At 71.7% G+C, this 25745-nt stretch carries 25 protein-coding genes; 15 read left to right on the top strand and 10 right to left on the bottom strand.

The window, feature by feature from the left end:
- Positions 1-54: 54 nt before the first annotated feature.
- From BLW76_RS12435 to rsmD, 5 genes are all read right to left on the bottom strand, one after another.
- Positions 55-735: a hypothetical protein gene (locus BLW76_RS12435; protein ID WP_091306427.1), complete on the bottom strand. Its 681-nt coding sequence runs from the start codon at positions 733-735 to the stop codon at positions 55-57.
- The gene (locus tag BLW76_RS12430; protein ID WP_091306424.1) at positions 735-1235 is read right to left on the bottom strand and encodes a SigE family RNA polymerase sigma factor; all 501 of its coding nucleotides are present in this window, start codon (positions 1233-1235) and stop codon (positions 735-737) included. Before BLW76_RS12430 ends, BLW76_RS12435 begins: the two co-directional genes overlap by 1 nt.
- 64 nt (positions 1236-1299) lie before the next feature.
- On the bottom strand, positions 1300-1995 hold the full coding sequence (locus tag BLW76_RS12425) for a ribonuclease domain-containing protein (RefSeq protein ID WP_091306423.1): 696 nt from the start codon (positions 1993-1995) through the stop codon (positions 1300-1302).
- A gap of 136 nt (positions 1996-2131) precedes the next feature.
- Complete coding sequence (gene coaD, locus BLW76_RS12420; RefSeq protein WP_091306421.1) at positions 2132-2617, bottom strand: pantetheine-phosphate adenylyltransferase; 486 nt, start codon at positions 2615-2617, stop codon at positions 2132-2134.
- Between the two features lie 43 nt (positions 2618-2660).
- Positions 2661-3221 (bottom strand): 16S rRNA (guanine(966)-N(2))-methyltransferase RsmD, encoded by a 561-nt coding sequence (gene rsmD, locus BLW76_RS12415; protein ID WP_208613276.1) that lies wholly within the window; start codon positions 3219-3221, stop codon positions 2661-2663.
- A 123-nt stretch (positions 3222-3344) separates the two neighbouring features.
- Between rsmD and BLW76_RS12410 the strand changes: the two genes are divergently transcribed.
- A complete protein-coding gene (locus BLW76_RS12410; RefSeq protein ID WP_091306417.1) occupies positions 3345-5459 on the top strand; it encodes a HelD family protein in 2115 nt (704 codons plus the stop codon).
- A 45-nt stretch (positions 5460-5504) separates the two neighbouring features.
- On the opposite strand, the gene BLW76_RS12405 is transcribed toward BLW76_RS12410, so the two are convergent.
- The 4 genes from BLW76_RS12405 to BLW76_RS12390 form a co-directional block, all read right to left on the bottom strand.
- Positions 5505-5639, bottom strand: a complete 135-nt coding sequence (locus BLW76_RS12405; RefSeq protein WP_425266003.1) for a hypothetical protein — start codon at positions 5637-5639, stop codon at positions 5505-5507.
- A gap of 476 nt (positions 5640-6115) precedes the next feature.
- A complete protein-coding gene (locus BLW76_RS12400) occupies positions 6116-9904 on the bottom strand; it encodes an nSTAND1 domain-containing NTPase (RefSeq protein ID WP_482746691.1) in 3789 nt (1262 codons plus the stop codon).
- A gap of 54 nt (positions 9905-9958) precedes the next feature.
- Positions 9959-10423, bottom strand: coding sequence for a Clp protease N-terminal domain-containing protein (locus BLW76_RS12395; protein ID WP_244170145.1), 465 nt, complete (start codon positions 10421-10423; stop codon positions 9959-9961).
- Positions 10424-10430: 7 nt separating this feature from the next.
- Entirely contained in the window at positions 10431-10634 is a 204-nt protein-coding gene (locus BLW76_RS12390) for a helix-turn-helix domain-containing protein (protein WP_013223678.1), read from the bottom strand.
- Positions 10635-10690: 56 nt separating this feature from the next.
- On the opposite strand from BLW76_RS12390, the gene BLW76_RS12385 reads away from it, so the two are divergent.
- The 13 genes from BLW76_RS12385 (at position 10691) to BLW76_RS12325 (ending at position 23700) form a co-directional block, all read left to right on the top strand.
- Positions 10691-12064, top strand: coding sequence for an FAD-dependent monooxygenase (locus BLW76_RS12385; RefSeq protein WP_091306414.1), 1374 nt, complete (start codon positions 10691-10693; stop codon positions 12062-12064).
- 8 nt (positions 12065-12072) lie between these two features.
- Positions 12073-13065 (top strand): LLM class flavin-dependent oxidoreductase, encoded by a 993-nt coding sequence (locus BLW76_RS12380; protein ID WP_208613275.1) that lies wholly within the window; start codon positions 12073-12075, stop codon positions 13063-13065.
- A gap of 465 nt (positions 13066-13530) precedes the next feature.
- Positions 13531-14325 (top strand): MlaE family ABC transporter permease, encoded by a 795-nt coding sequence (locus tag BLW76_RS12375; protein ID WP_091306412.1) that lies wholly within the window; start codon positions 13531-13533, stop codon positions 14323-14325.
- A gap of 1 nt (position 14326) precedes the next feature.
- On the top strand, positions 14327-15178 hold the full coding sequence (locus tag BLW76_RS12370) for an MlaE family ABC transporter permease (protein ID WP_091306411.1): 852 nt from the start codon (positions 14327-14329) through the stop codon (positions 15176-15178).
- The gene (locus tag BLW76_RS12365; protein ID WP_091306409.1) at positions 15175-16449 is read left to right on the top strand and encodes an MCE family protein; all 1275 of its coding nucleotides are present in this window, start codon (positions 15175-15177) and stop codon (positions 16447-16449) included. Before BLW76_RS12370 ends, BLW76_RS12365 begins: the two co-directional genes overlap by 4 nt.
- Positions 16446-17450 (top strand): MCE family protein, encoded by a 1005-nt coding sequence (locus BLW76_RS12360; protein WP_091306408.1) that lies wholly within the window; start codon positions 16446-16448, stop codon positions 17448-17450. Before BLW76_RS12365 ends, BLW76_RS12360 begins: the two co-directional genes overlap by 4 nt.
- Complete coding sequence (locus BLW76_RS12355) at positions 17447-18439, top strand: MCE family protein (RefSeq protein WP_091319322.1); 993 nt, start codon at positions 17447-17449, stop codon at positions 18437-18439. Before BLW76_RS12360 ends, BLW76_RS12355 begins: the two co-directional genes overlap by 4 nt.
- A complete protein-coding gene (locus BLW76_RS12350) occupies positions 18436-19470 on the top strand; it encodes an MCE family protein (protein WP_091306406.1) in 1035 nt (344 codons plus the stop codon). Before BLW76_RS12355 ends, BLW76_RS12350 begins: the two co-directional genes overlap by 4 nt.
- The gene (locus tag BLW76_RS12345) at positions 19467-20552 is read left to right on the top strand and encodes an MCE family protein (RefSeq protein ID WP_091306405.1); all 1086 of its coding nucleotides are present in this window, start codon (positions 19467-19469) and stop codon (positions 20550-20552) included. Before BLW76_RS12350 ends, BLW76_RS12345 begins: the two co-directional genes overlap by 4 nt.
- The gene (locus BLW76_RS12340; RefSeq protein WP_091306403.1) at positions 20552-21760 is read left to right on the top strand and encodes an MCE family protein; all 1209 of its coding nucleotides are present in this window, start codon (positions 20552-20554) and stop codon (positions 21758-21760) included. Before BLW76_RS12345 ends, BLW76_RS12340 begins: the two co-directional genes overlap by 1 nt.
- A complete protein-coding gene (locus BLW76_RS12335) occupies positions 21748-22251 on the top strand; it encodes a hypothetical protein (RefSeq protein ID WP_091306402.1) in 504 nt (167 codons plus the stop codon). Before BLW76_RS12340 ends, BLW76_RS12335 begins: the two co-directional genes overlap by 13 nt.
- A 17-nt stretch (positions 22252-22268) precedes the next feature.
- Positions 22269-22973: a hypothetical protein gene (locus BLW76_RS12330; protein WP_244170144.1), complete on the top strand. Its 705-nt coding sequence runs from the start codon at positions 22269-22271 to the stop codon at positions 22971-22973.
- Between the two features lie 79 nt (positions 22974-23052).
- Positions 23053-23700 carry a hypothetical protein gene (locus BLW76_RS12325; protein ID WP_091306400.1) on the top strand — a complete coding sequence of 216 codons (648 nt, stop codon included), beginning with the start codon at positions 23053-23055 and terminating at the stop codon, positions 23698-23700.
- Positions 23701-23739: 39 nt separating this feature from the next.
- Here the strand turns inward: BLW76_RS12325 and BLW76_RS12320 are convergent, their stop codons facing one another.
- Positions 23740-24630, bottom strand: a complete 891-nt coding sequence (locus BLW76_RS12320) for an RCC1 domain-containing protein (RefSeq protein ID WP_091306398.1) — start codon at positions 24628-24630, stop codon at positions 23740-23742.
- A 422-nt stretch (positions 24631-25052) separates the two neighbouring features.
- Between BLW76_RS12320 and BLW76_RS12315 the strand changes: the two genes are divergently transcribed.
- Complete coding sequence (locus tag BLW76_RS12315) at positions 25053-25691, top strand: DUF6801 domain-containing protein (protein WP_091306397.1); 639 nt, start codon at positions 25053-25055, stop codon at positions 25689-25691.
- Positions 25692-25745: the final 54 nt, after the last annotated feature.

Below are 25745 nucleotides of genomic sequence, written 5' to 3'. Positions count from 1 at the left end.
TGAAGGCGCACGGCGCCGGGCGTGTCCCCCTCGGCCACGCCCGGCACCGGGCCGCTACCGCAGCACGAAGGCCGGATCGGTGATCAGCTGGACGAATCGGTCCTCGGTCAACGCTCCCGCCGAGTAGCCCAGGACCGTCACGGTCGAGCCGTCGGGGCGGTACAGGTACCCGTTGCCGGGCCATCGCGCGAGGTCTTCGGGGCCGTTTTGGATCCCGAACCACGGAATCCGCACCACCACGCCGCCCGGCAGCGAGAGTTGGGTGCAGTACTGCGCCGGGTAGTTCTCGCAGACCCGGTCGGGCGCCATCACCTCCTGGGCGGTCCCGGGACCGCGGACCGTCAGCTGCAGGGAGCCCCGGCGCCCGGCCGCGTCCACGAACAGGGCCGACGTGCTCATCCGGCCCGGGATGAGGGCGTCGGAGTACGACTGGCCCACGGTCAGGCTCCGCCGTCCGGGCAGCACCCGCTCGAGCGCGTCGGTGAACGCCCGGTTGATCCGCGCCTGTTCGGCCGGCGACGGCGGCAGGAGCGGGGCCGCGGGCGGGGCCGGTGCAGGGCCGGGACCGAAGAGGACCGCGGCCACCACGGAAGCCGTCACGACGGCGATGCCGGCGACCCCCGCCCGGCGTTTCCGGACCTGCCGGGCCGCGAGGTCCGCGACGGCGTCCGGGTCGAAGCCCAGCGGCGGCTCCGGCACCTCCACCTCGCGCAGGCGGGTCTCGAGGTCGGCCATCACGCGCTCCTCTCCGCGCTGTGCTCCAGCACGCCCCGCAGCCGCTCGAGCCCGCGGGCGGCCTGGCTGCGGACCGTCCCCTCCGAACACCGCAGCACCTGGGCGACCTGCGCCGCCGGCAGGTCGGCGCAGTAACGGAGCACGACGGCCGCGCGCTGCTTCGGCGGCACCTCGGCGAGGGCACGCAGCAACGGGCCGGAGATCCCGGTCTCGGCCACCGAAGCGGGACGGTCCGGTACGACGCCGTCACGGCGTTCGCGGCGCCGCCACGGCCGCCGCTGCTCGTCGAGCCAGCAGCGCAGCAGGACCTGGCGGGCGTAGTTGTCGACGGGGCCGCGCCGGGTGATCTTCGGCCAGGCCCGGTAGAGCTTGATCAGCGTGACCTGGACGAGGTCCTCGGCGAGGTGCCAGTCACCGCACAGCAGGTACGCGGTCCGCCGCAGCGCCAGGGACCGCACGCGGGCGAACTCCCGGAAGTCCGCGTCGTCCGCTGCCCGCATCGCGCCTCCTCGTCCGGCTCCCGGTGTATCTCACGGACGAGGAGGCGCGGGGCGTTGCACGGATTCAGGAATTCAGGTCGATCCGCTTGAAGGTGACGTACCGGTCGGGTGTGTAGGCCAGCTCGCCCGCCTTGCCGGAGATCACGCGGTCGTTCGTGCCGACGGCGAACAGCTGGTAGTAGCCGGACGCGCAGGCCGGCAGCACGCCTTCGCGGTTCTCGTACGTCGTGCCGGTCGCCGCGCCGCCGCGGACGTTGTCCACGACCGTCTTCGCCGCCGACGACAGCTGCGAGTAGCCGATCTTCGCCAGGCCCGACAGGTCGCCGCAGGCGTGCGTCGTGCCGCCACCGGAGATGTCGATGACCTTGAAGGTGGCGTAGTGGTCGCCGGTGTAGAAGTACTCGCCCGCGCTGCCGGTCACGATGCGGCGCGTGCCGCGGGTGCTCGAACCCGGCGTCGGCACCGTGTACTCGTGGTAGTAGCCCGACGCGCAGGCCGGGAGGATGCCTTCGCGGTTGTCGAAGACGACGCCGTCGTTCTTCGGGTACGGGAACGGCCCGCCGGACTGGATCAGGTTGTACGTCGTCGTCGCTTCGGGCGGCAGCGCCGAGAGCGTCGTGTGCGAGAAGCCGGACAGGTTCCCGCAGGCGTTCTGCGCGGCGAGGGCGGGGGCGGCCGCCGAGGCCGTGGTGACCCCGGCGAACAGCGTCGCCAGGAGCGCGAACAGGACGGCAGCCAGGCGCGATCGGTAGTTGGTCATTTTCGGACCGTAACCCGATCGGATGATCGTCAGGCGACGACGGCGTGAACTCCCGCAGCTCAGGGCCGAAATCCCGACGAACGGAGGGGGCCGATCGACGGGAACCGGACACCCCGGGCGTCCGAAGTGGACCCGGTCAGCGCCCCAGCTTGGGGAACTTCTCCGACAGCCGCTCGAAGACGATCGGCGGCACGAAGGGCTCAATCTCACCGCCGAGCGCCGCGATCTCCTTGACCAGCGAGCTGGACACGAAGCCGTACACCGGGTTGTTCGCCATCAGCAGCGTCTCGACGCCGGTGAGCTCGCGGTTCATCTGCGCCATCTGCAGCTCGTAGTCGAAGTCGCTGACCGAACGCAGGCCCTTCGCGACCGCCGCGATGTCGTTTTCGCGGCAGTAGTCGACGAGCAGGCCCTCCCACGAGTCGACCCGCACGTTCGGCAGCTTCGCGGTGATTTCGCGCAGGATCTCCAGGCGCTCCTCGATCTCGAAGAGGCCCTTCTTGTTCTTGTTCACCCCCACCGCGACGACGACCTCGTCGAACAGCCTGCTGGCCCGTTCGATGATGTCGAGGTGGCCGTTGGTGGCCGGGTCGTAGGAGCCGGGACAGACCGCACGCCGCATGGCGCGGACGCTACCGTGCCGCACCCGGTCTCCGCCGCGTGGTTCACGCCACAGCCGTGTACTCCGCCCAGTGGACGGCCGTGTCGCCGTACTTCTTCGCGCGCGTCGGCTCGAAGCCGGACGGCCAGTCCGGCTCGCCGTCGCGGGCCGCGCGTTCGACCACCACCAGCGCCGACGGCCCCAGCCAGCCGTTCGCCGCCAGCGCCGCCAGCACGGACCCGAGCGCGGCCGCGTCCACGGCGTACGGCGGGTCGGCGAGCACGAGGTCGTACTCGGCGGGCGCGGGCGCCGCGACCACGCTCTCGACCTGCCCGGCCCGGACCGTGCCACCCAGGCCCAGCGCCGCGACGTTGCCGCGCAGGACGTCGACCGCCCGCCGGTCGGCCTCCACGAACAGCGCGTCCGCGGCGCCGCGGGAGAGGGCTTCGAGGCCGAGCGCGCCGGAGCCGGCGTAGAGGTCGAGGACGCGGGTGCCGTCCAGCTCGCCCGCCGTCTCGAGGGCGTTGAACAGGGCTTCCCGCACGCGTTCCGACGTCGGCCGGGTGCCCTTCGGCGGCACCTTCAGCCGCCGTCCGCCCGCCGTCCCGGCCACGATCCTGGTCACCCCCCGATTGTGGGGGACGGCACGCGGCGCGGATGACCGGGACACGGGTGTCCCCGCCCGGGCCACCGCGTAGAGTCGTTCTTCGCCCTCGGAGGCGATCCCAAAGCTGTCAAGGAGCCATGCGTGTCCGAACCTCGGGTCAGACGGGCCGAGATCGCCATCGAGCAAGCCCACGTCGATCGCGTGTACACCCGTCTGGACGAACTGCGGGTCCAGGCCGAGGCCATGCGCACGAAGGGCTACGAGATCGGCCAGGGAGCGCAGCGCGAGGCGATCTTCGAGCAGGCGTCGATGCTGTTCGAGCGCGACATGATGGTCTACCACGCCAACCAGACGCTGCAGACGCTCGACGCCGAGTACGAGGGCCTCGTCTTCGGCAGGCTCGACGACCGCGAGGGAGAACGCACCTACGTCGGGCGGCTCGGCATCCGCGACGCCGAGTTCGACAACCTCGTCACGGACTGGCGCGCGCCGGCCGCGGCGGCGTTCTACCAGGCCACGGCCGAGGAGCCGATGGACGTCGTGCGGCGGCGCGTGATCCGGTGCTCCGGCCAGAACGTCCTCGACGTCGACGACGACGTGCTGATCGCCGACGCCGTGCCCGAGGACATGGCGATCGTCGGCGAGGGCGCGCTGATGGCCGCGCTGGGGCGTTCGCGCGGCGAGAAGATGCGCGACATCGTCGCGACCATCCAGAAGGAACAGGACGAGGTCATCCGGGCGCCGTGGCGCGGCGTCACCGAGATCACCGGCGGGCCGGGCACCGGCAAGACGGCGGTCGCCCTGCACCGGGCGGCCTACCTGCTCTACCGCTACCGGCGTCAGCTCGGCGGGGCCGGCGTGCTCGTCATCGGGCCGTCCGGGGTGTTCACCAGCTACATCTCGCGCGTCCTCCCCTCGATGGGTGAGACGAACGTCGAGCTGCGCGCGCTCGGCGAGGTCCTCGACGGCCTGGAGGCGACGCGGCAGGACCCGGCGCCGCTCGCCGCCGTCAAGGGGTCGCTGCGGATCCGGAAGGTGCTGCTGCGGGCGCTGCGCGACACGCCGCCGGAGGCGCCGGAGGAGATGCGGATCGTCTACCGCGGCGAAGTGCTGAAGCTGAACGCGCGGGAGCTGGAGAAGGTCCGCCGCAAGGCCCACACGCAGGGCGCGCCGCCGAACCGCCAGCGCATCCGCGCGGCCGAGATGCTGCTGGACGCCCTCGCCGCGAAGGCCGAGCAGCACGCGAAGGACGACGGCAGGCAGATCGACCGCGCCGAGCTGATCACCGACCTGGGCGAGCGGATCGACTTCCACCGCTTCCTGGTCGTCTGGTGGCCCGTGCTGTACCCGGCGCAGATCCTCAAATGGCTGGCCGACGAGAAGCGGCTGGCCGCGGCGGCGAAGGGCATCCTGAACCGCCAGGAGATCTCGATGCTGGCCGCGGACTTCGCGGACCGGTCGCGGGGCTGGTCGATCGCGGACGTGGCGCTGCTGGACGAGCTGCGCGTGCTGGTCGGGCCGCCGCCGAAGCGCAAGCGGCGCCAGGTCGTCGAGGTCGAGCCCGAGCGCTCGGGCGGGGCGCCGACGCGGCCGGAGCACTACGACGAGTACTCGCACGTGGTCGTCGACGAGTCGCAGGACCTGTCGCCGATGCAGTGGCGGATGGTGGGCCGGCGCGGCAAGTACGCGAGCTGGACGGTGGTCGGCGACCCGGTGCAGAGCTCGTGGCCGGACCCGGCGGAGGCGGCGTCGGCGCGCGACCAGGCGTTCGGCGTCAAGACGGCCCGGCGCCGGTTCACGCTGCGCACCAACTACCGGAACTCGGCGGAGATCTTCGACCTGGCGGCGAAGGTCGTGGCCGGGCACGCGGAGTCCGGCGAGCTGCCGGTGGCGGTCCGCCGCACCGGGGTCGAGCCGGAGGTCCGCCCGGTCGAGGCCGCCGGCCTGGCCGCGGCGACGCAGGCGGCGGTGAAGGAGCTGCTGGGCGCGGTGGAGGGCACGGTCGGCGTCATCACGGCGATGGACCGGGTGCCGGAGGTCGCGGGCTGGCTGTCCGGGCAGGCGGACGAGCGGCTCAAGGTCGTCGGCAGCCTGGATTCGAAGGGCCTGGAGTACGACGCGGTGGTGCTCGTGGAGCCGAACGACCTGATCACCGAGTCGACAACGGGACGGCGGGTGCTGTACGTGGCGCTGACCAGGGCGACGCAGCAGCTGATCGTGCTGGCCTCGAACCCGGACTGGATCCCGGCCGCCTGACTCAGGTGCCCTCGTGGTGGGCGAGGACCTGGCGGAGCAGGCGCGTCAGCGTCCGCCGGAACTGCGGTCGACCCGGCCACGGCGGCCGAGCCCGGCTTGGCTCGACGGCCCGAACTCGTGCAGCGTGGCCAGGATGCGGTAGTGGTAGCCGCGCGCCCCGGCGACGGCGAGCCGCCGCACCGGAGCAGCGGGCTGCGCGTCACGTGCGAGGCCGTGCGGACACCCGGCGGGTGGCGGTTCGGGGCGATGACCGCCGCGCTCGCCTGGGCTCAGGAGCGGTGACGTCGCGGGGCTCGCGTGATCCGGGCCGGGGCTCACGGGCTCGGGGCCCGAACCCACGCGACCGGGTCAGGTCTCGCGCACCCGAAACCCCGAACCTGCGCGCCCCAGGCCGCGTCTCGCGTGATCCGGGGCGGGACTCGCGTGATTGAAGGCGGAACTCGCGTGATCGGGGCCGGAACTCGCGTGATCGGGGCCGGGAAACGCTGAAGGGCCCCTTCGAGGGGCGGGGGAGGCGGGTTCCCGTGCCCTCGAAGGAGCCCTTCAGACCCCCGGTGAAATAACGTCGTGGGACGCGTTGTCCGAGGGCATGTCTAGTCGATCCGGGTTGTTCGGTGTCCGCGCTCGCGCACCGAACAACAACGCCGAACAACCGGTCAGGGGCAGGGTGGGGTGAAATCGAGGTCGGGGAAGCTCTCGCTCCACTCAGTGTCGCTGATCTTGGGTGACACCGCCGCGCAGATCCGCTCGGCCGCCCGTGTGGGGTCGGCCTCCCAGAAGCGCACCGTGCCGTCCGCGCCCGCGCCCGCCAGGGTGTGGCCGTTCGGGGAGTACTGGGCCGCGTAGACGCGGTCGCGTTGCTCGGGCAGGACCGCGTACGGCGTCGCCGAGGCGACGTCCCACAGCCGGACCGTCCGGTCGTAGCTGCCCGACGCCAGCGTCCGGCCGTCGCCGTTGAACGACACCGACATCACCACGTCCGTGTGGCCGTCCAGGACCGACGGCGGCGGGACGCGCGCCGGGTCGGCGACGTCCCAGAGCCGGACCGTGCGGTCGGCGCTCGCCGTGGCGACGTGCCGCCCGTCGGGGCTGTAGGCGATCGAGAACACCGTGTCGGTGTGCCCCGCCAGCTTCGCGAGGGGCCGCGGGGCCCGGGGCGCCGAGATGTCCCAGAGCCGCGCCGTGTGGTCCCAGCCCGCGGTGGCCAGCGTCCGGCCGTCGGGGCTGAAGGCGATCGTGTGGACGTCGTCGTCGTGGCCCTCGAGCTTCGCGATCTCGACCGGGCGCAGGCGGTCGGTCAGGTCCCACAGGCGGGCCGTGTGGCCGTCGCCCGCGGTGGCGAGCAGCTTGCCGTCGGGGCTGAAGACGACCGCGTCGATGTCGTCGTGCAGCCGGTTGAACACCACCGGCGGCCCGGGGTGGCGCGGGTCGGTGATGTCCCGCAGCGTCATCGTGTGGTCCCAGCTGCCGGTGGCCAGGGTGCGGCCGTCCGGGCTGACGGCGACGCCGCAGACCGCGTTGCCGAACCCGCCGATCGTGGCCAGCGCCCGCGGCGCGCGCGGTTCGGTGAGGTCGTACAGCCGCACGGTCTCGTCATAGCCGCCGGAGGCCAGCAGCTTGCCCGCCGGGCCGAAGGCGACGTGGCACGTCTGGGCCGTGTGCGCGGGGATGGCCGGGCCGGGCAGGTCCCAGAGCCGGGCGGACTGGTCGTCGCTGGCCGTGACGAGGGTGCGGCCGTCGCGGGTGAACACCGCGGAGACGACCGCGCCGGTGTGCCCGGGCAGGGACGGCAGCTCGCGCGGCTGCCGCGGGTCGGCGAGGTCCCACAGCCGGGCCGTGCGGTCGAAGCCGGTGGTCGCGAGCGTGCGGCCGTCGGCGGTGAACGCCACCGAGCGCACGGTCGCCTTGTGCGTGGTCAGCGACGCCAGCTGCGCCGGGTGGGCCGGGTCGGCGACGTCCCACAGCCGCGCGGTCTGGTCCTGGCTCGCCGTGGCGAGGACGGGCGCGCCGGGGCGGAAGGCGACGGAGTGCACGACGTCGGTGTGCCCGGCCGCGACGCCGAGCTGACGCCGCGAAGCGACGTCCCAGAAGCGGGCGGTCTTGTCGGCCGACGCCGAGGCGAGCAGCCGTCCGTCGCCGCTGAAGGCGAGGTTGTTGACGTAGGAGGTGTGGCCGGTCAGCTCCCCCGAAGGCCGCGGGTGGGCGGGGTCGGTGGTGTCGTACAGCCGGATCGTGCCCTTGACGTCGGCGGTCGCCAGCAGCGGCCCGGCCGGGCTGAACGCGACCGCGTACGCCCTGCCTTCGTGCTGCTCGATCACCGTGCCGGGCCCCGGCCGCGCCGGGTCCGAGACGTCCCAGACGCGGACGGTGCCGTCGAAGCCCGCGGTGGCGACGGTCCGGCCGTCGGCGGCGAAGGCGACGTTGTTGACGTTGCCCTTGTGCCCGGCGAGCACGCCCAGCGGCACCGGGTGGTGCGGGTCGTGGACGTCCCAGAGCCGGGCCGTGCCGTCCCAGCTGGCCGTGGCGACGACCCGCCCGTCCGGGCGGAGGGCGACGGTGTTGACGCGGCCGGTGTGCCCCGTCAGCCGGGTCGCGTACGGCGACCCGAACATGCCGAGCAGGCCGCTGCGCTCGTCGGACCCCGGGTCCAGGCGGTACGCGGCGAGCGCGAGCTGCGCGGCCAGCGCGGGGTTGGTCGCGCGCATGGCCAAGGCCTGCCCGGCCACCTTCTGGGCCAGCGCGTCGTTGCGCTGCCGGGTGGCCGTGGTCTCGGCGCGGACGGCGTAGGCGGTGGCGGCCACGGCGACGACCAGCAGCACCGCGAGCAGGGCGACCAGCTGACGCAGCCGGCGGGTCCGGCGGCGGTCGCGTTCCTGCTCGGCGTGCTCGACGGCGAGGCTCGCGTCGAGGAACCGGCGTTCGCGCCGGGACAGCGCGGAGTCCTGGCGCGCGGCCCACTCCCGGGCGATGGCCAGCCGGGTGCCGCGGTAGAGCCAGCCGGGGTCTTCGTCGACGGACTCCCAGGCGTCGGTCGCCTCGGTGAGCTGCCGGTGGACGCGCAGGCCCTCCCGGTCTTCGGTGAGCCACTCGCGCAGCCGCGGCCAGCCGCGGATGAGGGCTTCGTGGGTGATCTCGATGCCGGTGTCGTCGAGCGTGACGAGCCGGGCGGCGGCCAGCTCGCCGAGGACGACGGCGGTGTCGGCGTCGGTGTCGAGCTCCGCGCGGCCGATCCGCCGCTTGGTGTCCTCGGTGCCTTCGCCGAGCGCGGTCATGCGCAGGAAGATCTGCCGGGCCAGCCGCTGCTGGCGCAGGGAAAGCTTCGCGAAGGTGCCTTCGGACGTCTGCGCGATGGCCCGCTCGATGCCGCCGGTCGACTCGTACCCGGCGAGGGTCAGCGTGGTGCCGCGGCGCCGCCGCCACGTCTCCAGCAGCGCGTGCGAGAGCAGCGGCAGCACGCCGGGGCGGCCGGTGGCGTCCGCGACCAGCCGGGAGACCAGGGCGTTCTCGACGCGGTACCCGGCGTCGATGGCCGGCCGCGTGACCGCCTGCCGGAGCTCTTCGGTCGTCATCGGGCCGACCAGGACCTGGGCGTCCTGCATGGCCTCGGCGAGTTCCGGATGCCGCGCGCAGTGGGTGTAGAAGTCGGTGCGGATGCCGAGGACCACCCGGGTGCGGCTGCCCGGCTCGGTGGTCGCGGTGACGAGCGCGTCGAGGAACCGGGCGCGTTCCTGGTCGTCCTGGCAGAGGGTGAAGACCTCCTCGAACTGGTCGACGACCAGCACGAAGTCTTCGTCGCCGCCGTCGGCCAGCTGGCGGGCGGCCAGCCCGAGGTTGCGCGGGTGCGCGGCGAAGTCGTCGAGCAGGGCGCCGGGCGCGACGCCGAGCGCGGCGGCGAACTTGACCGCGCACTCCTGCAGCGGGCGCGGGCCCGGCGTCAGCAGCACGGCCGGCCCCTTCACCGACGGCAGGAGGCCGGCGCGCAGCAGGGACGACTTCCCCGAGCCGGACGCGCCGAGGACGGCCAGAAAGCGTTGCCTGCCGAGGCGTTCGACGAGTTTTTCGACAAGCCGTTCGCGGCCGAAGAAACGGCCCGCGTCGGCGGGGCCGAAAGCGACCAGCCCGACGTACGGCGGAATTTCCCCGGATTCCGGCTCCGGTGGTGAATCGGCACCCTCACCGCGGGAGTCTTCGGCGACGGCGTGCCAGCGTTCCTCCCATTCCCCCGGCACCCCGCCGCAGGCCCGGACGTAGGCCAGGGTGACCGCCAAGCTGGGGAGTTTCCGCCCGCCGGCGGCTTCCGACAGCGTGCCGGCCGAGTAGTGCGCACGCCGGCCGAGCTCGCGGTAGGTCGGATTCCCGGCGCTCTCGCGCAAACGCCGGAGATCGGCGGCGAATTCGATCAGCAGATCGTCCCCGGGATCCAAGGGTCGCTCGGGACGCGGCACCCGTCCTCCTGTTTCTCATTTTCCGATTCGCCTACCGTAGCCAATGGCCCGCGTTCACGGAGGTGAATCCAGCCGACGGCGAACCGCGGCGGCGTCCACGCCCAGTTCCACCAGCAGGTCGGCCGCCGGGTCGGGCGGGGTCAGCCGCACGAGCACCCGCAGCAGCTGCCCCGGATCGCGCGGCCGCGGCACCCCGCGGATCGCCTCGTTGACGACCGCGCGCGCCCCGGACGTCAACGCGCCCGGGGTCAGCTTCCCGCGCCGCACCGGGACTTCGGGCGGGCGGAGGCCGTCCACCTCGATGCCGAGCGCCGCCAGCGCCGCCCGGTCCAGGCGGTCCAGGGCCGCGCGGGCGTCGGCGAGGCCGACGCCGAGCGTGCGCGCGCTGCCGGCGTCGTGCAGCAAGCCCAGCAGCAGGTGTTCGGTGCCGAGCCGCCGGTCGCCGCGGCGGCGGGACTCCTCGAGCGCCGCCGTCACCACCGCGGCGAACGGGCTCTTGGCGATCATCCGGTCGAGCACGAGCCCCTCACTTCCCGTACTTGGCGTGCACCGACTGCCGGGCGACGCCGAGCGCGTCGCCGATCTGCTCCCACGACCAGCCGCGTTCGCGCGCGTGCGCGACGGCCGCCGCTTCGACCTGCTCGGCCAGCCGGTGCAGGGCGCCGACCGCCCGCAGCGCGACCGCCGGGTCCGTTTCCGAGACACGTCCCGAAAGCTCTTCCGCTTCCACGGGTGTCAGTCTAGCCTGACATTGTCGTCAGTTTGGACTGACACTGGGAGGGCGTCATGGAAGTCGCGGTGATCGGAGCGGGTCCGGTGGGCCTGATGCTGGCGGCGGAGCTGCGGCTCGGCGGGGCCGAGGTGGTGGTGCTCGACCGGCGGGCCGCGCCGGACGGGCGGCCGCGGGCCAACGGCCTCGGCGGCCGGATCGTCGAGCAGCTCGACCACCGCGGGCTCCTCGGCCGGTTCCGGGCCGAAGCGGCCTTCGCCGGGCCGTTCCCCGGCTTCCCGTTCGGCGCGGTGCCGTTGAACTTCGCGAAACTCGGCCGGTCACCGCTGCACGGGCTCATGGTGCAGCAGCCGCGGATGGAGGCCCTGCTGACCGAACGCGCGCTCGAACTCGGCGCCGAGATCCGGCGCGGGCACGCACTCGTCGATCTCGGGACCGTGCGAGGCCCTGACGGCGACTACCACCTGGACGCGCGGTACGTCGTCGGCTGCGACGGCGCGCACAGCCGCGTCCGCGAGCTGGCCGGCATCGGGTTCCCCGGCACCACCGACGGCGAGCTCCTGCGCCTCGGCCACTTCCGGGCGGACGTGCCCCTGTTCGCCGCGACGACCCGCGGCTGGGACCGGCGGCCCGGCGGGCGCGTGCTGGTGACGTCGCTGACCCCGGGTGTCGTGATCGTCGGCGTCCGCGAGGTGACGCCGGAGCCGCCCGGCGAACCGACCCTCGACGAGTTCCGCGCCGCCCTCCGCCGGGTCCTCGGCGAAGACCTTCCCCTCGGCGAACCGCTGTGGCTGTCCCGGACGACGAGTTCGGCGCGGCTCGCCACGCGGTACCGGGCCGGTCACGTGTTCCTGGCCGGCGACGCCGCCCACGTCTTCCCCGCCGGCGGGTCCGCGCTCAACGTCGGGCTGCTGGACGCGGTCAACCTCGGCTGGAAACTCGCCGCCGTCGTGCGCGGCTCGGCTCCGGAAAGCCTCCTCGACAGCTACCACGCCGAGCGGCACCCGGTGGCGGCGCGGACGTTGACGCAGACCCGCGTCCAGGCCCTGCTCGACCGCCTGACCGGCGAGGACGGCGATGCCCTCCGGACGCTCTTCGGCGAGCTGGCCGCGTTTCCCGAGCCGACCCGGCACCTGGGCGAGCTCCTGCGGGACGCCGACGAGCTGCCGTACGTCCCCGACCTGCCCCTGGTGGTCGACGGCGAGCCGACCCGGGTGGCCGAGGTCATGCGCGCCGCGCGGACCGTGCTGTTCGACTTCGCCGACCGCGCCGACCTCCGGGAAGCCGCGGGCCCGGACGTGAAGATCGTCACGGCGCGGTGCCCGGACGCCCCGGCCGACGCGCTGCTCGTGCGCCCGGACGGCGTCGTGACGTTCAGCGGCGACGATCCGGCGTCGCTCCGGGAAGCATTGACGGCACCGGGGCGTTGACCCCGGTTGTGAGCTCACTGCCTGACGTGCCGCTGTCCGTGCTCGACCTGTCCCCCGTGTCGGAGGGGAACACCGTCGGCGAGACGCTGCGCAACACCCTGGACCTCGCCCGCGCCGCGGAACGGCTGGGCTACCACCGCTACTGGCTGGCCGAGCACCACAACATGCCCGGCATCGCCAGCTCGGCCACGGTCGTGCTGATCGGGCACGTCGCCGACGCCACCGAGCGGATCCGCGTCGGCTCGGGCGGGATCATGCTGCCCAACCACGCGCCGCTGGTCGTCGCCGAGCAGTTCGGCACCCTCGAGGCGTTCCACCCGGGCCGGATCGACCTCGGCATCGGCCGCGCGCCCGGCACCGACCAGCGCACGGCCCTCGCCCTGCGCGGCCCGGGCGGGCTGTCGGCGGAGAACTTCCCGGAACACCTGCAGGAGCTGATCGGCTACTTCACCCATTCGGAGGCCCGTGGCGTCAACGCCGTGGTCGCCGAGGGCAACCAGCCGCCGGTGTGGCTGCTCGGTTCGAGTGGCTTCAGCGCCCAGCTGGCCGGGCGGCTCGGGCTGCCGTTCTCCTTCGCGCACCACTTCGCCGCCGAGAACACCATCCCGGCCGTGCAGCTGTACCGCGAGAACTTCCGGCCGGGAGTCCTCGACGAGCCGTACGTGATGCTCGGCGTGTCCGTGGTCGCCGCCGAAACCGACGAGCGCGCCCGCTTCCTGGCCGGGCCGTCCGGGCTGACGTTCCTCAGCCTCCGCCGCGGCCGCCCGATCGCGCTGCCGACACCGGAAGAGGCCGCGGAGTACCCGTACACCGAGATGGACCGCGCGTTCCTGGCCGAGCGCTTCGGGTCCAGCATCGTCGGCTCGCCGGAAACCGTCCACAAGGGACTCGAGCGGCTCCTCGCCGACACCGGCGCGGACGAGCTGATGGTCACCACGATGGTCCACGGCCACGCCGACCGCGTCCGCTCCTACGAGCTCCTCGCCGACCTCAAGTCCTGACCCGTGCGGGAAGGGCCGACACGCGTGATCGGAGGGTCGACACGCGTGATTGAAGGGTCGACACGGCGCCGCCCACCCGCCCGCGGCGTGTCGCCTCCCTGATCACGCGTGTCGACCCTCCAGACACGCGTGTCGACACTTCAAGCACGCGGGAATTGACAAAAGCGGGTAGCTTGTCAAGCCCGGGTGCAGCCCGGAGGTAACTTTCTTTTCCTCCGCTGACAACAAGATCGGGTCCGTTTGTCAGCGGTGGACAAGAAATGTGGGGTTACCAGCCCGTGACCGCGTGATCCTGCTCAAGTTCTTGTCTCCCAGCAAGGCCGTCGTTAGCGTACCGACCAGTAGGAAACGGCACGGTGCCCCCGAGACCGTGAATGGCCGGAATTTGTTAACCCGTTCGGACCATTTCCCTTTAGTCTTCTCGGGCGTATTCGTCGTGCCGCCGAAACCGCTGGAGGCACACGAATGGCCGAACGGACGACGACGCCGTCGTTCCCGGGGGCGGCCGCACTGCGGCAGACCGGCCGGCTCTACGGGCTGGGTCTCGACGTCGTCCGGCTGACCTTCCGCCGCCCGTTCCAGGTGCGGGAGCTGATCCAGCAGTTCTGGTTCATCGCGAGCGTGTCGATCCTGCCGACGGCACTGGTCTCGATCCCGTTCGGCGCGGTCATCGCGCTGCACATCGGCTCGCTGACCACGCAGATCGGCGCCCAGTCGTTCACCGGCGCGGCGAGCGTGCTCGCGATCATCCAGCAGGCCAGCCCGATCGTCACGGCCCTGCTCATCGCCGGCGCGGGCGGCAGCGCGATGTGCGCCGACCTCGGCTCCCGGACCATCCGCGAAGAGATCGACGCGATGGAGGTGCTCGGCGTCTCGCCGGTGCAACGCCTGATCGTGCCGCGGGTGCTCGCCGCGATGGGCGTCGCGGTCTTCCTCAACGGCATGGTCAGCGTCGTCGGCGTGCTCGGCGGCTACTTCTTCAACGTGATCATGCAGAACGGCACCCCGGGCGCCTACCTGGCCAGCTTCTCGGCCCTCGCCCAGCTGCCCGACCTGTGGATCAGCGAGATCAAGGCCCTCATCTTCGGCTTCGTCGCCGGGGTCGTCGCCTCCTACCGCGGGCTCAACCCCAAGGGCGGGCCGAAGGGCGTCGGGGACGCGGTGAACCAGTCCGTGGTCATCACGTTCCTGCTGCTGTTCGTGCTGAACCTGATCCTCACCACCGTCTACCTGCAACTCGTTCCGCCCAAGGGGAGCTGAAGTGACGACCACGGAACTCCCGAGAACGGCGCGGGTACGCGAGGCCGTCGACCGCCGGTTCGGCTTTCTCGACACCCTCGGCGACCAGATCCTCTTCTTCCTCCGCGCGATCGCCTGGACCCCGCGGGCCCTGCGCCGCTACCTGCGCGAGGTCGTCCGCCTGCTGGCCGAGGTCAGCTTCGGCAGCGGCGCGCTGGCCGTCATCGGCGGCACGATCGGTGTGATGATCGGGATGACCGTGGCCACCGGCACGGTCGTCGGCCTCCAGGGCTACTCGGCGCTGAACCAGGTCGGGACGTCGGCGTTCGCCGGGTTCGTCTCCGCCTACTTCAACACCCGCGAGATCGCGCCGCTCGTCTCCGGCCTCGCGCTGAGCGCGACCGTCGGCTGCGGGTTCACCGCGCAGCTCGGCGCGATGCGGATCTCCGAGGAGATCGACGCCCTCGAGGTCATGGGTATCCCGAGCGTCCCGTACCTGGTGACGACCCGGGTGATCGCCGGTTTCCTCGCCGTCATCCCGCTCTACGCGATCGGGCTGCTGTCGAGCTACCTCGCCTCGCGGCAGGTCACCGTGTGGTTCTTCGGCCAGTCCGCGGGCACCTACGACCACTACTTCCTGCTGTTCCTGCCTCCCGGCGACGTGTTGTGGTCGTTCGGGAAGGTCCTGGTGTTCAGCGTCGTGGTGGTGCTGGCGCACTGCTACTACGGCTTCCGCGCGAGCGGCGGCCCGGCCGGCGTCGGGGTCGCGGTGGGCCGCGCGGTGCGGACCGCGATCGTCGCGATCAGTGTCCTCGACTTCTTCCTGTCCCTGGCGATCTGGGGCGCGACGACGACCGTGCAGGTGGCCGGATGAGACGCGAAACCCGCCGCAAGGCCGGGGTCCGCACCGCGGGCGTGCTGTTCCTGGTCGTGATGGGCGTCCTCGTGACGCTGTCGGTCAAGGTGTACGACAAGGACTTCGTCACCACGGTCCCGGTGACGCTCAAGGCGAGCCGGATCGGCAACCAGCTCTCCCCCGGCGGCCAGGTCAAGGCCCGCGGCGTGCTGGTCGGCGAGATCCGCGAGGTCAGGGCGACGCCGCAGGGCGCAGAGATAGCGCTTGCTCTCGAACCGGACAGAGTGGACATGCTGCCCCGCAACGTGTCCGCGCTGCTCGTGCCGAAGACGCTGTTCGGCGAGCGGTACGTCCAGCTGTCCATTCCGGACGGCGAGCGCGCGCCGCACCTGGTCGCCGGCGACGTCATCGAGCAGGACCACTCGGCCAACGCGGTCGAGCTGGAACGGGTCTTCGACAACCTGCTGCCGGTGCTGAAGGCGGTCCAGCCGCAGAAGCTGGCGACGACGCTGACCGCGGTTTCGACGGCCCTGGAGGGACGCGGCGAGCAGCTCGGGAAGACCCTCGGCACCGCCGCGGACTACCTGAAGGAGTTCAACCCCGACCTCCCGCAGCTGACGTCGGACGTCCGGGACCTCGCGACGGTTTCCCGGCTCTACGGCGACATCGCGCCCGACCTCCTGGACGCGCTCACCGACTCCGCCGTCACGCTCAACACGGTCAAGGAGAAGCAGGCCGACCTCGCCGGGGTGTACCAGCAGGTGACGTCGTCGTCCCAGGAAGTCGCCACGTTCCTGGCCAACAACCGCGACAACCTCATCTCCCTCGCCGCCGACAGCCGCGCGCCGCTGGAGATCGCGGCGAAGTACTCCCCCAGCTTCGCCTGCACGATCGGCTCGCTCAACGCACTGAGAGGCGCCATGGACAAGGTGCTCGGCGCGGGCACGAACGAACCGGGCTTCCACGCCGAGGTCGCGGTCGTGCCCGACAGCGACAAGTACCTGCCGGGCCGGGACGACCCGCGGTTCACCGGCGGCGGCGAGCCGCGGTGCTACCCCTCCGGCGTGTCCCCGACGACCGGCACCGCCGCGGCGGCCCCGGGCACCGCGGAGCACCCGCTGCTCACCGGCGGCCGGGGCGACCTCGGGCTCGCGAACTCGCCGCAGGAGGAGCAGCTGCTGTCCACGCTGGTCGCCCCGTCGATCGGGGTGCCCGCCGCCGAGGTCCCGGCCTGGAGCAGCGTGCTCGTCGGGCCGCTCTACCGCGGCACGGAGGTGACGCTCAAGTGAGGAACATCGCCGGCCCACTGGTCAAAAGCCTCGTCTTCATCGCCGTCACGGCACTGGCGACGGTCCTGCTCGCCATCTCCATCACGAACTCCGGCGTCGGCGCCGGGGAGCGCTACACGGCCAAGTTCCTCGACGCCACCTCGCTCAACGTCGGCGACGACGTGCGCATCTCCGGGGTCCGCGTGGGCCAGGTCGAGTCCCTCGACATCGGCGACCGCAACCGGGCGGTGGTCACGTTCTCCCTCGACCAGGGCCGTCGGCTCCCCGCCGACGTCCGCGCGATCATCAAGTACCGCAACATGGTCGGCCAGCGGTACGTCGCCCTGGAACGCGGGAACACCGCCACCCGGGAGCAGCTGCCCGTGGGCGCCGAGATCCCGCTGGACCGCACGACACCCGCGCTGGACCTCACCGACCTCTTCAACGGCTTCAAACCGCTCTTCCAGGCACTGTCGCCGAACGACGTCAACGAGCTCTCCGGCGAGATCGTCCAGGTCCTGCAGGGCGAAGGCGGCACCGTGGAGAGCCTGCTGCAGCACACCGGTTCGCTGACCACCACCCTCGCCGGGCGCGACAAGGTGATCGGCGAGGTGATCGGGAACCTCAACACGGTCCTGAACACCGTCAACGGCAAGGGCGACGCGCTGGCGAACCTCGTGTCCACCCTGCGTCAGCTCGTTTCCGGGCTGGCCGGCGACCGCGCCGCGATCGGCGACGCCATCAGCGGGATCGGCGCGTTGACCGAGTCCACCGCCGGGCTGTTCGAGCAGGCCCGCCCGCCGCTGAAGGAAAGCATCGACGGGCTGCAGAAGGTCGCGGGCACGCTGGCCCAGAACCAGTCCGATGTGGACAGCTTCCTGACCAACCTGCCCGTGAAGTTCGGCGAGATCGGCCGGACCGCCTCCTACGGATCGTGGATGAACTTCTTCCTCTGCGGCGCCACGCTCGAAGCCTCGCCCCCGCGCGGAGTGCGCACCGAGACGGCGAGGTGCGGATCGTGAAGTCCTTCAAGGAACGCAATCCGATCGCCCTCGGCGTCGTGGGCAGCGTCGGGCTCGCCGCGCTGCTCACCCTCACCTTCAACTACGACAACCTCCCGATCGTCGGCGGCGGCACGACGTACCAGGCCGAGTTCTCCGAGGCCGCCGGCCTGCAGCCCGAGGACGAGGTCCGGATCGCCGGCATCAAGGTCGGCGAGGTCCGCACGGTCGCCCTCGCCGACGACCACGTCCTGATCTCCTTCCGGGTGAAGAACGCCTGGATCGGCGACCGCACGTCGGCCGAGATCAAGATCAAGACGTTGCTGGGCCGCAAGTTCCTCGCGCTGAACCCCACCGGCGACGACGTCCAGAACCCGGACCAGCCGATCCCGCGGACCCGGACGGTCACGCCCTACGACGTCACCGACGCCTTCAACGGCCTCGCCGACACCGTGGGCGCGATCGACACCAAGCAGCTCGCGGACAGCTTCACCACGCTGTCGGACACCTTCCGCAACTCCCCCGAGCACGTCCGCAGCGCGCTCGACGGACTGAGCCAGCTGTCCAAGACGGTCTCCAGCCGCGACAGCCAGATCGCCGAGCTGCTGGCGAACGCGCGGAAGCTGACCACGACGCTGGCGAACTCGAACGACGACTTCGAGAAGCTGATCGGCGACGGCAACCTGCTGCTCACCGAGCTGAACAGCCGCCGCGACGCGATCCGGGCCCTGCTCGACGGCTCGGCCCGGCTGGCGACCCAGCTCAGCGGGCTGGTGCAGGACAACTCCGCCGCGCTCAAGCCGGCCCTGCAGTCGCTCAACCAGGTCACCGACCTGCTCAAGCGGCAGAACGACAACCTCACCAAGGGCCTGCAGCTGGCCGGCCCGTACTTCCGGGTGCTCACCAACGCCACCGGCAACGGGCACTGGATCGACGCCTACCTGTGCGGGCTGCTGCCCGAGAACCACGACCCCTGCATCCCACCGAAGAACCCGGGAGGGGCGAAGTGAGCGCGCTGACCACCACCCGCGCCGGCGTACTGGCGAGCCGGTTCGTCGCCGCCGCCCTGCTGCTCGCCCTCGTCGTCTCGGCGGCGCTGTGGTGGGTGTTCGCCGGCTCCGGCCAGCACCACGTCACGGCGTACTTCACCCGCGCGGTCGGCGTCTACCCCGGCTCGGACGTCCGCGTGCTCGGCGTCCGGATCGGCCAGGTCGACAAGGTCACCCCGCGCGGCGAGCAGGTGCAGGTGGACATGAGCGTCGACGGCTCGGTCGGCGTCGCCGAGGACACCACGCTCCTGGTGATCGCCCCCAGCGTCGTCGCCGACCGCTACCTGCAGTTCGGCAAGCCGGCCCGCGGCGGGCCGCGGCTGCCGGACGGCGCGACGATCCCGGTCCAGCGCACGGCCACCCCGGTGGAGCTCGACCAGCTCTACGCCAGCCTCGACACGATCTCGAAGGCGCTCGGCCCGAACGGCGCCAACTCCCAGGGCGCGCTGTCCGACCTGCTGAAGACCGGCGCGCAGACCCTGCAGGGCAACGGCCGCGCGTTCAACGACAGCGTCCGCAACTTCGCCCAGCTGGCCCGCACGCTGGCCGGCAACTCGAGCGACCTGTTCGGCACGGTCGACGAGCTGCAGCAGTTCACCAGCATGCTGGCCACCAACGACAGCCAGGTGAGCACCGTCAACCAGCAGCTGGCACAGATCTCCGGCACGCTCGCCGAGAACAGCGGCGAGCTGGCCAGGGCCCTCGACGGCCTCGGCCGCGCGCTCGGCGACGTCCAGGCGTTCATCCGGGACAACCGCGGCGCCCTCAAGGCCAATGTGGACAACCTGGTGACGACCACCCGGACCCTCGTCGAGCAGCGCGCGTCCCTGGCCGAAACGCTCGACGTCGCGCCGCTGGCGGTGACGAACGTGCTCCAGTCGGTCGACCCGGCCACCGGGCGCGTGCTCGGCCGCGGCAACTTCGACTACTACCTCCAGCCGCTGCCGCTGCCGGTGACCGGCGACGTCTACACGAACGGAGGCGGGCGGTGAAGCGCGTTCTTGCCGTCGTGGCCATCGGCTGCCTGACGCTGGCGGGCTGCTCGTCGGGTGAGTTCAAGGGTGTCTACGACCTGCCGCTGCCGGGCGGCGCCGACGTCGGCGACCACCCGTACTCGGTGACCGTGCAGTTCGCCGACGTGCTCGACCTGGTGCCGCAGGCCGCGGTGAAGGTCGGCGACGTGCCGGTGGGCCGGGTGCGGGATGTCCGGCTGGGCGGGGACGGCTGGACGGCCGAAACGGTCCTGGAGGTCAACGGCGACGTCGTCCTGCCCGCGAACGCGGTCGCGCGGCTGCGCCAGTCCAGCCTGCTCGGCGAGAAGTTCGTCGAGCTGGCTCCCCCGGACGGCGAAGCGCAGAACGCCGCCGGGAACGGGCGGCTGGCGAACGGCGCCACGATCACCCTCGACCGCACCAACCGCAACCCCGAGTTCGAAGAGATCTTCGGCGCGCTTTCCCTGCTGCTCAACGGCGGCGGGATCGGGCAGCTGCAGACGATCAACCGTGAACTGTCGAAGGTGATGGACGGCAACGAAGACCAGATCCGGTCCTTCCTCTCCGGGGTGAACACCCTGATGACCGACCTGGACGCCCACCGCACGGACATCACCGCGGCGCTCGACGGGCTGAACCGGCTCTCGGCCACGCTGGCGAACCGCCACGAGCAGATCTCCGGCGCGCTGACCGACCTGACGCCGGGCCTGCAGACCCTCCGCGACCAGCGCACCCAGCTCGTGTCGATGCTGCAGGCGCTGGACCGGCTCGGCACGGTGGCCACGGACGTCGTCGACCGCAGCCGCGCCGACATGGTGGCCGACCTGCGTGCGCTGGCGCCGATCCTGGGGCAGCTGGCCGACGCCGGGAAGAACCTGCCGCAGTCGCTGCAGATGCTGCCGACGTTCCCGTTCCCCGACTCGGTGCTGGGCGCGGTGAAGGGTGATTACATCAACGCGTACGCCTCGATGATCCCGGCGCCCGGCGTGCCGCTGCCCCCGCTCGGCGAGGGCGTCCCGCCGGGCCTGCCGGTCTTCCCGCTGCCGAGCAGCACCGCCCCGGTCACCTCCGGAGGCCGCTGATGCTGAGCCGCAGAGTACGCGTCCAGGTCGTCCTGTTCGTCGTGATCGCACTGGCCACCACCGCGTTCGTCGGCGCGAACTACGCCGGGCTGGGCCGGCTGTTCGGCTCCGGCAGCTACACGGTGAAGCTCGAGCTCGCCGAAGGCGGCGGGCTGTTCACCAACGGCGAGGTGACCTACCGCGGCGTCGCCGTCGGCCGGGTCGGCGAGCTCCGGCTCACCGTCACCGGGATGGAGGCGGACCTGCTGATCGACGACGCGGCCCCGCCGATCCCGGCGGACTCGCGGGCCGTGGTGGCGAACCGCTCCGCGGTCGGCGAGCAGTACGTCGACCTGCAGCCCCGCACGGCCGACGCGCCCTACCTCGACGGCAGCTCGGTCATCCGGCGGGAGTCGACGACGCTGCCGCTGCCGGTGAACAGCCTGCTGACCGACCTGGACTCGTTCACCGCGTCGGTGCCGACCCAGGACCTGCGCACGGTGGTCAACGAGCTCGACGACGCCCTGCGCGGCGCGGGCCCTGACCTGCAGACGCTGATGGACTCGGCGACGACGTTCACGCAGGAGGCAAGCAGCCACCTGCCGCAGACGTCGAAGCTGATCGGCGACGGCGCGACGGTGCTGCGGACCCAGCTCGACTCGTCCGGGGAGTGGCGTTCGTTCAGCAGCAACGCCCGCGTCTTCGCCCAGCAGCTGGCGAGCTCCGACGGCGACCTGCGGCGGCTGATCACGGCCGCCCCGCCGGCCGCGTCCGAGCTCGGGGGCCTGCTGAAGGAGAACGACCCGGGCCTGCCGATCCTGCTGGCCAACCTGCTGACGACGGCCCGGGTGTTCGGCACCCGCACCCCGGCGGAGGAGCAGCTGCTGTCGGACATGCCCCGCGCGGTCGCGGCGGTCGGGTCGGCGTTGACCGACCAGGGCGACCAGCTGCGGATGGGGCTGGTGCTGAACTTCAACGACCCGCCGCCCTGCCGTCAGGGCTACGAGAAGACACCGCGGCGGCCGAGCGACGACCTCTCGCCGATGCCGTTCAACACCGACGCGGCCTGCACGCTCCCGTACGGCGACCCGAGCTCGGTGCGCGGCTCGCAGAACGCGCCGCACCCGCCGGTCCCGGCCGCGGTGCTGCCGGGCGGGCTGACCGGCCCGCTCGGGCTCGGGACACAGGCGACGGCGACGAGCCTCGAGGAGATGCTGTGGCTGCGCTGAAGCTCGTGCCGGTGGTGCTGGCCGCCTCGGCGGCGGTGTTCGCCGGCTGGTCGGGATACTCGTGGTACTCGGCGGCCCACGCGACCTCGGTGACGTACGGGACGGCCCGCGACGAGGCGCTGACCGCCGGCCGCACGCTGGTGGCCGAGCTGAACACGCTAGACTACCACGACGTCGACGGTGGCCTTGGCAAGTGGCTGTCGGCCTCGACGGGCCCGCTGCACGACCAGCTGGCCCGCACGGACGAGACGACGAAGAAGACCTTGGCGGCGAACGCCACGGTGGCGACGGGCCGGGTGCTGGACGCGGCACTGAGCGAGCTGGACGACCACGCGGGCACGGCGAAGATGCTGGCCTCGGTGGAGATCACGATGGCCAAGCAGGGCACGGCCCCGGCGGTGAAGCGCAACCGGTTCGCCGCGGCACTGAGCCGGACGCCGGACGGGTGGAAGCTGAGCGCGCTGGACCAGCTGCCGGTGGGTGCCCGATGAGCCGCGCGAAGACCGAGGTGGACGAGCCGGCCGAGGTCGCACAGGACAGCGGATCTGCCGCGGCTGTCGTGAGTGGTGAGGAGGGTTCTAACCCGCCTTACCACTCACGACAAGCCGCGGAAGACCCGTCAGCCGAACCCGGCGACCCCGGCGACCCGGCACCCCAGGCCGATGTCACCCCGGACGAAACCACCGAAGCCCCGGCCAGGACCCGCCCCGCCTGGCTGCGGCTGCCCGTCATCCTGCTCGCCGCCGCCGTCCTCCTCGCCGGGGCCGGGGCGTGGTTCACCGTCGAGGCCCGGTCCGCGGCGGCCGACCCCGCCGCCGCCAACCTGGCGCTGACCGACGTCGGGGCGACCGCCGACGTCACCTCCGCCGTCACCCTCGCGATGAACCGGATCTTCTCGTATTCCTACGACCGGACCGACGTCACCGAGAAGGCCGCCGCCGCCGTGTTGCGGGGGTCCGCCAAGGATTCCTACGACAAGCTCTTCGCACAGGTTCGGGAGAAAGCTCCGGCACAGAAACTGGTCCTCACTTCGCGCGTTTCCGCGATCGCCGTTCAGGACCTGCGGAATGGTCACGCGAAGTTACTCGTCTTTCTCGACCAATCAGCTGTCCGGGCCGACAACAATGCAACCGACAGCGCCGCGGCTCAGCTTTCCGTGACCGCGGAGCACACCAGCGGCGGCTGGGTCGTCACCGAGCTCGAACCGCGCTGACCCGGCCCGTCGCAATACCGCACGTCACCGTTTCCGGGAGCACCCGAAAACGGACGGGAAACGCAAAAGGAGGACAACCATGTCCGTGGCAACGCAGCTGAAGAGACTGGCCGTGCTCACGTCGGCGGCGGCCGTCGTGCTCGGCGGGGTGGCCGTGACGCCGGCTTCGGCCGACGTCATCGAGATCCCCGTGTCCTACAACGTCGCCGGCACCACCACGGTGAAGAAGACCGGCAGCACCATGAAGCTCGGCCCCGGCACCCTCCAGGGCAACCTCATCATCGACGACCAGACCGGCTCGGTCGGCCTCAGCGCGAACCTGACGCTGCCGCCGTCGCAGGCCGACTTCTCCCTGGTCTCCGGTCTGTTCCGGGTCAAGGCCAAGGTGAGTGTCGTCCCGCTCGGGCCGGCCACCGGCACCATCGCCGACGGCACGCTGACCACGCACGCCAAGGCGAACATGGAGATCTCCGACATCTACTTCGGCATCCTCAGCGCCCCGACCATCCCGCTGCCGACCCTGCCGGGTGCCTGCCGGACGAAGACCCCGGTCGAACTGAACCTGGTCGCGCCGAACATCGACATCACGTCGCCGACCATCTCGCTCAGCTCGACCTACACCATCCCCGAGTTCAACAACTGCTTCATCGCCGATCTCGCGCTCGGCGCGCTGGTTTCCGGGCCGGGCAACACGATTTCGCTCGACCTGACCGCCCCGCAGAGCTGACCAACCGGGTGGCGGGCGCACCGCCCGCCACCCGTCCGTTCAGCAGGGCGCGCCGGGATCCTCCTTCAGCACGAAGCTGTCGTTGTCCCCGGCGGAGACGGCGAACACCGGCCCGCACGTCGTCGGCTCCGACTCGGTGACGAAATCCGAGCCCCAGGCGATGATGTCGCCGTTGGTCTTGAACGCCAGGTTGTGGTTGAACCCGGCATCGATGCCCGCAACGTCGGACAGCGCCGCCTCCGGGACGTCGGTCTGGTGGTAGTTGTCCTGACCCCACGCATAGACGCGGCCGCCCTTGAGCGCCAGGCTGTGGTTGAACCCGGCCGAGATCGCCGTGACCCCCGAGGACAGTCCGGCCGGGACGGTCGCCTGCCCGTAGGAGTTGCTGCCCCAGGCCAGCACTCCGCCGTTCTTGAGGACGAGGTTGTGGTCGCCCCCGGCGGAAATCGCGGTCACCCCGGACTGCGCGGCCACCGGCACGTCGGTCCGTGTCCCCCAGCTCACCACCTGCCCACCCTGCTTCAAGGCCAGGCTGTGCATGTTGGACGTCGCGATCGCGATGACGCCGCTGCTCACCGAGGCCGGCAGTGTCGTTTGGCCGTACCAGTTGTTGCCCCAGGCGATGACCTTGCCGTTCTTGAGGGCGAGCTCGTGGCCCCAGCCGGAGGAGATCTGGCTGACCCCGGACTTCGCGTCGGCGGGGACCACGTTGGCGCCCCAGTTGTTCGCGCCCCACGCGAAGACGGCGCCGCTCTGCAGGGCCAGTACGGTCGTGCTGCCCGCAGACAAGGCGGAGACCCCGGACAGCACGTTCGGCGGCGGGTTCACGATGCCGTAGTCCTGCTTCCCCCACCCGATCGCACCGCCGGTGGTGACCGCGGACGCGGGCGATGCGCACAGTGACAGGGCCAGCGCCGCCGAGACCGTCAATGCGGCTCCCCTGAGCGTTACCCGTTCGCATCGTGAAGTAAGTGGCACGGTAGTCTCCTTTCTCCTGTTTCGTTATCCCCGATTGCTTCGGCAAGATCGTGAATGGTAGACCGTTCCCGGCGCCGTTCGGCCGCGCGGTGGTTCTTTGTCAAAATCCGATGAAGCCGCCGCCGGTCCTGCGCGAGAGCGAACAAGAAACCCGGACCACCTCGGTGCGGCGGGCTGACGATGCCACGAAGTCTTGTTCCGTAATGAACTCGCGAGTAGCCTCATTCCCGGCAGATGGACCTCCACCTCGCACGTCGGTGAATTCACGTCCCGCCGCTCGGGGCAATGGGGGCGGGCGAACGTGATCGGAGAGCAACGACGGCGAGCAATCGATCAGCCAAAGCCGAGACTGTACTGAATCAAAGGAGATGGGTATGTCCCGACTCAGCAGGCTGTCCGCCGGAATCGCGACCACCGCTACCGCCATCGGCGCCATCGCGGTGCTGACCGCGGGCACCGCGGCCGCCGCCACGGTCACCTACACCGCCGGCGGCACCACGCCCCTGACCTACACCTGCACGTTCCCGGGCATCACGCCGCAGCCGGTCCTCGTCACCTCGCACCTCGACGCCGAGGACAGCGTCGCGGCCGGCGGCACCCTCACCCCGACCAACGTGGGCGGCACCGCGACGATCAGCGCCGGTGTCCACGCGCTGCTCACCGCGGTCGGCTACGACGGCATCCGCGGCGTCGCCAGCGTGCCGGTGACGGCGGCGTCGGGCACGCTGTCGCAGCCGGCGGCCACCGGGCTCAGCATCCCGGAGACCATCTACCCGGCGGGTGGCCCGATCACGGTGAACATCTCGCAGGTCGCGACCTCCTCGGTCCCGACCTACACCGCGCCGGCGACGGCGGGCACCGACACGCTGTCGATGAGCAGCCCGGTGGCGGCAAGCGTCGAGTTCCACAAGAAGGCCACCAACACCTGGTCGCCGTGGTCGATGACCTGCAACCTGAAGGTCACCAACCCGGCGCAGAACACCGCGTTCAGCCCCAGCATCACCGTCTCCTGACGCCGGTTCCCGGCGCGGGCCCCTCGCGAGGGCCCGCGCCGGGATTTCCGTTTT

This window comes from Amycolatopsis tolypomycina (genome assembly GCF_900105945.1).
Taxonomy (GTDB): Bacteria; Actinomycetota; Actinomycetes; order Mycobacteriales; family Pseudonocardiaceae; genus Amycolatopsis; species Amycolatopsis tolypomycina.
Note: the sequence above shows the minus strand (reverse complement) of the source record. Positions and strands in the feature narration are given on the sequence as shown.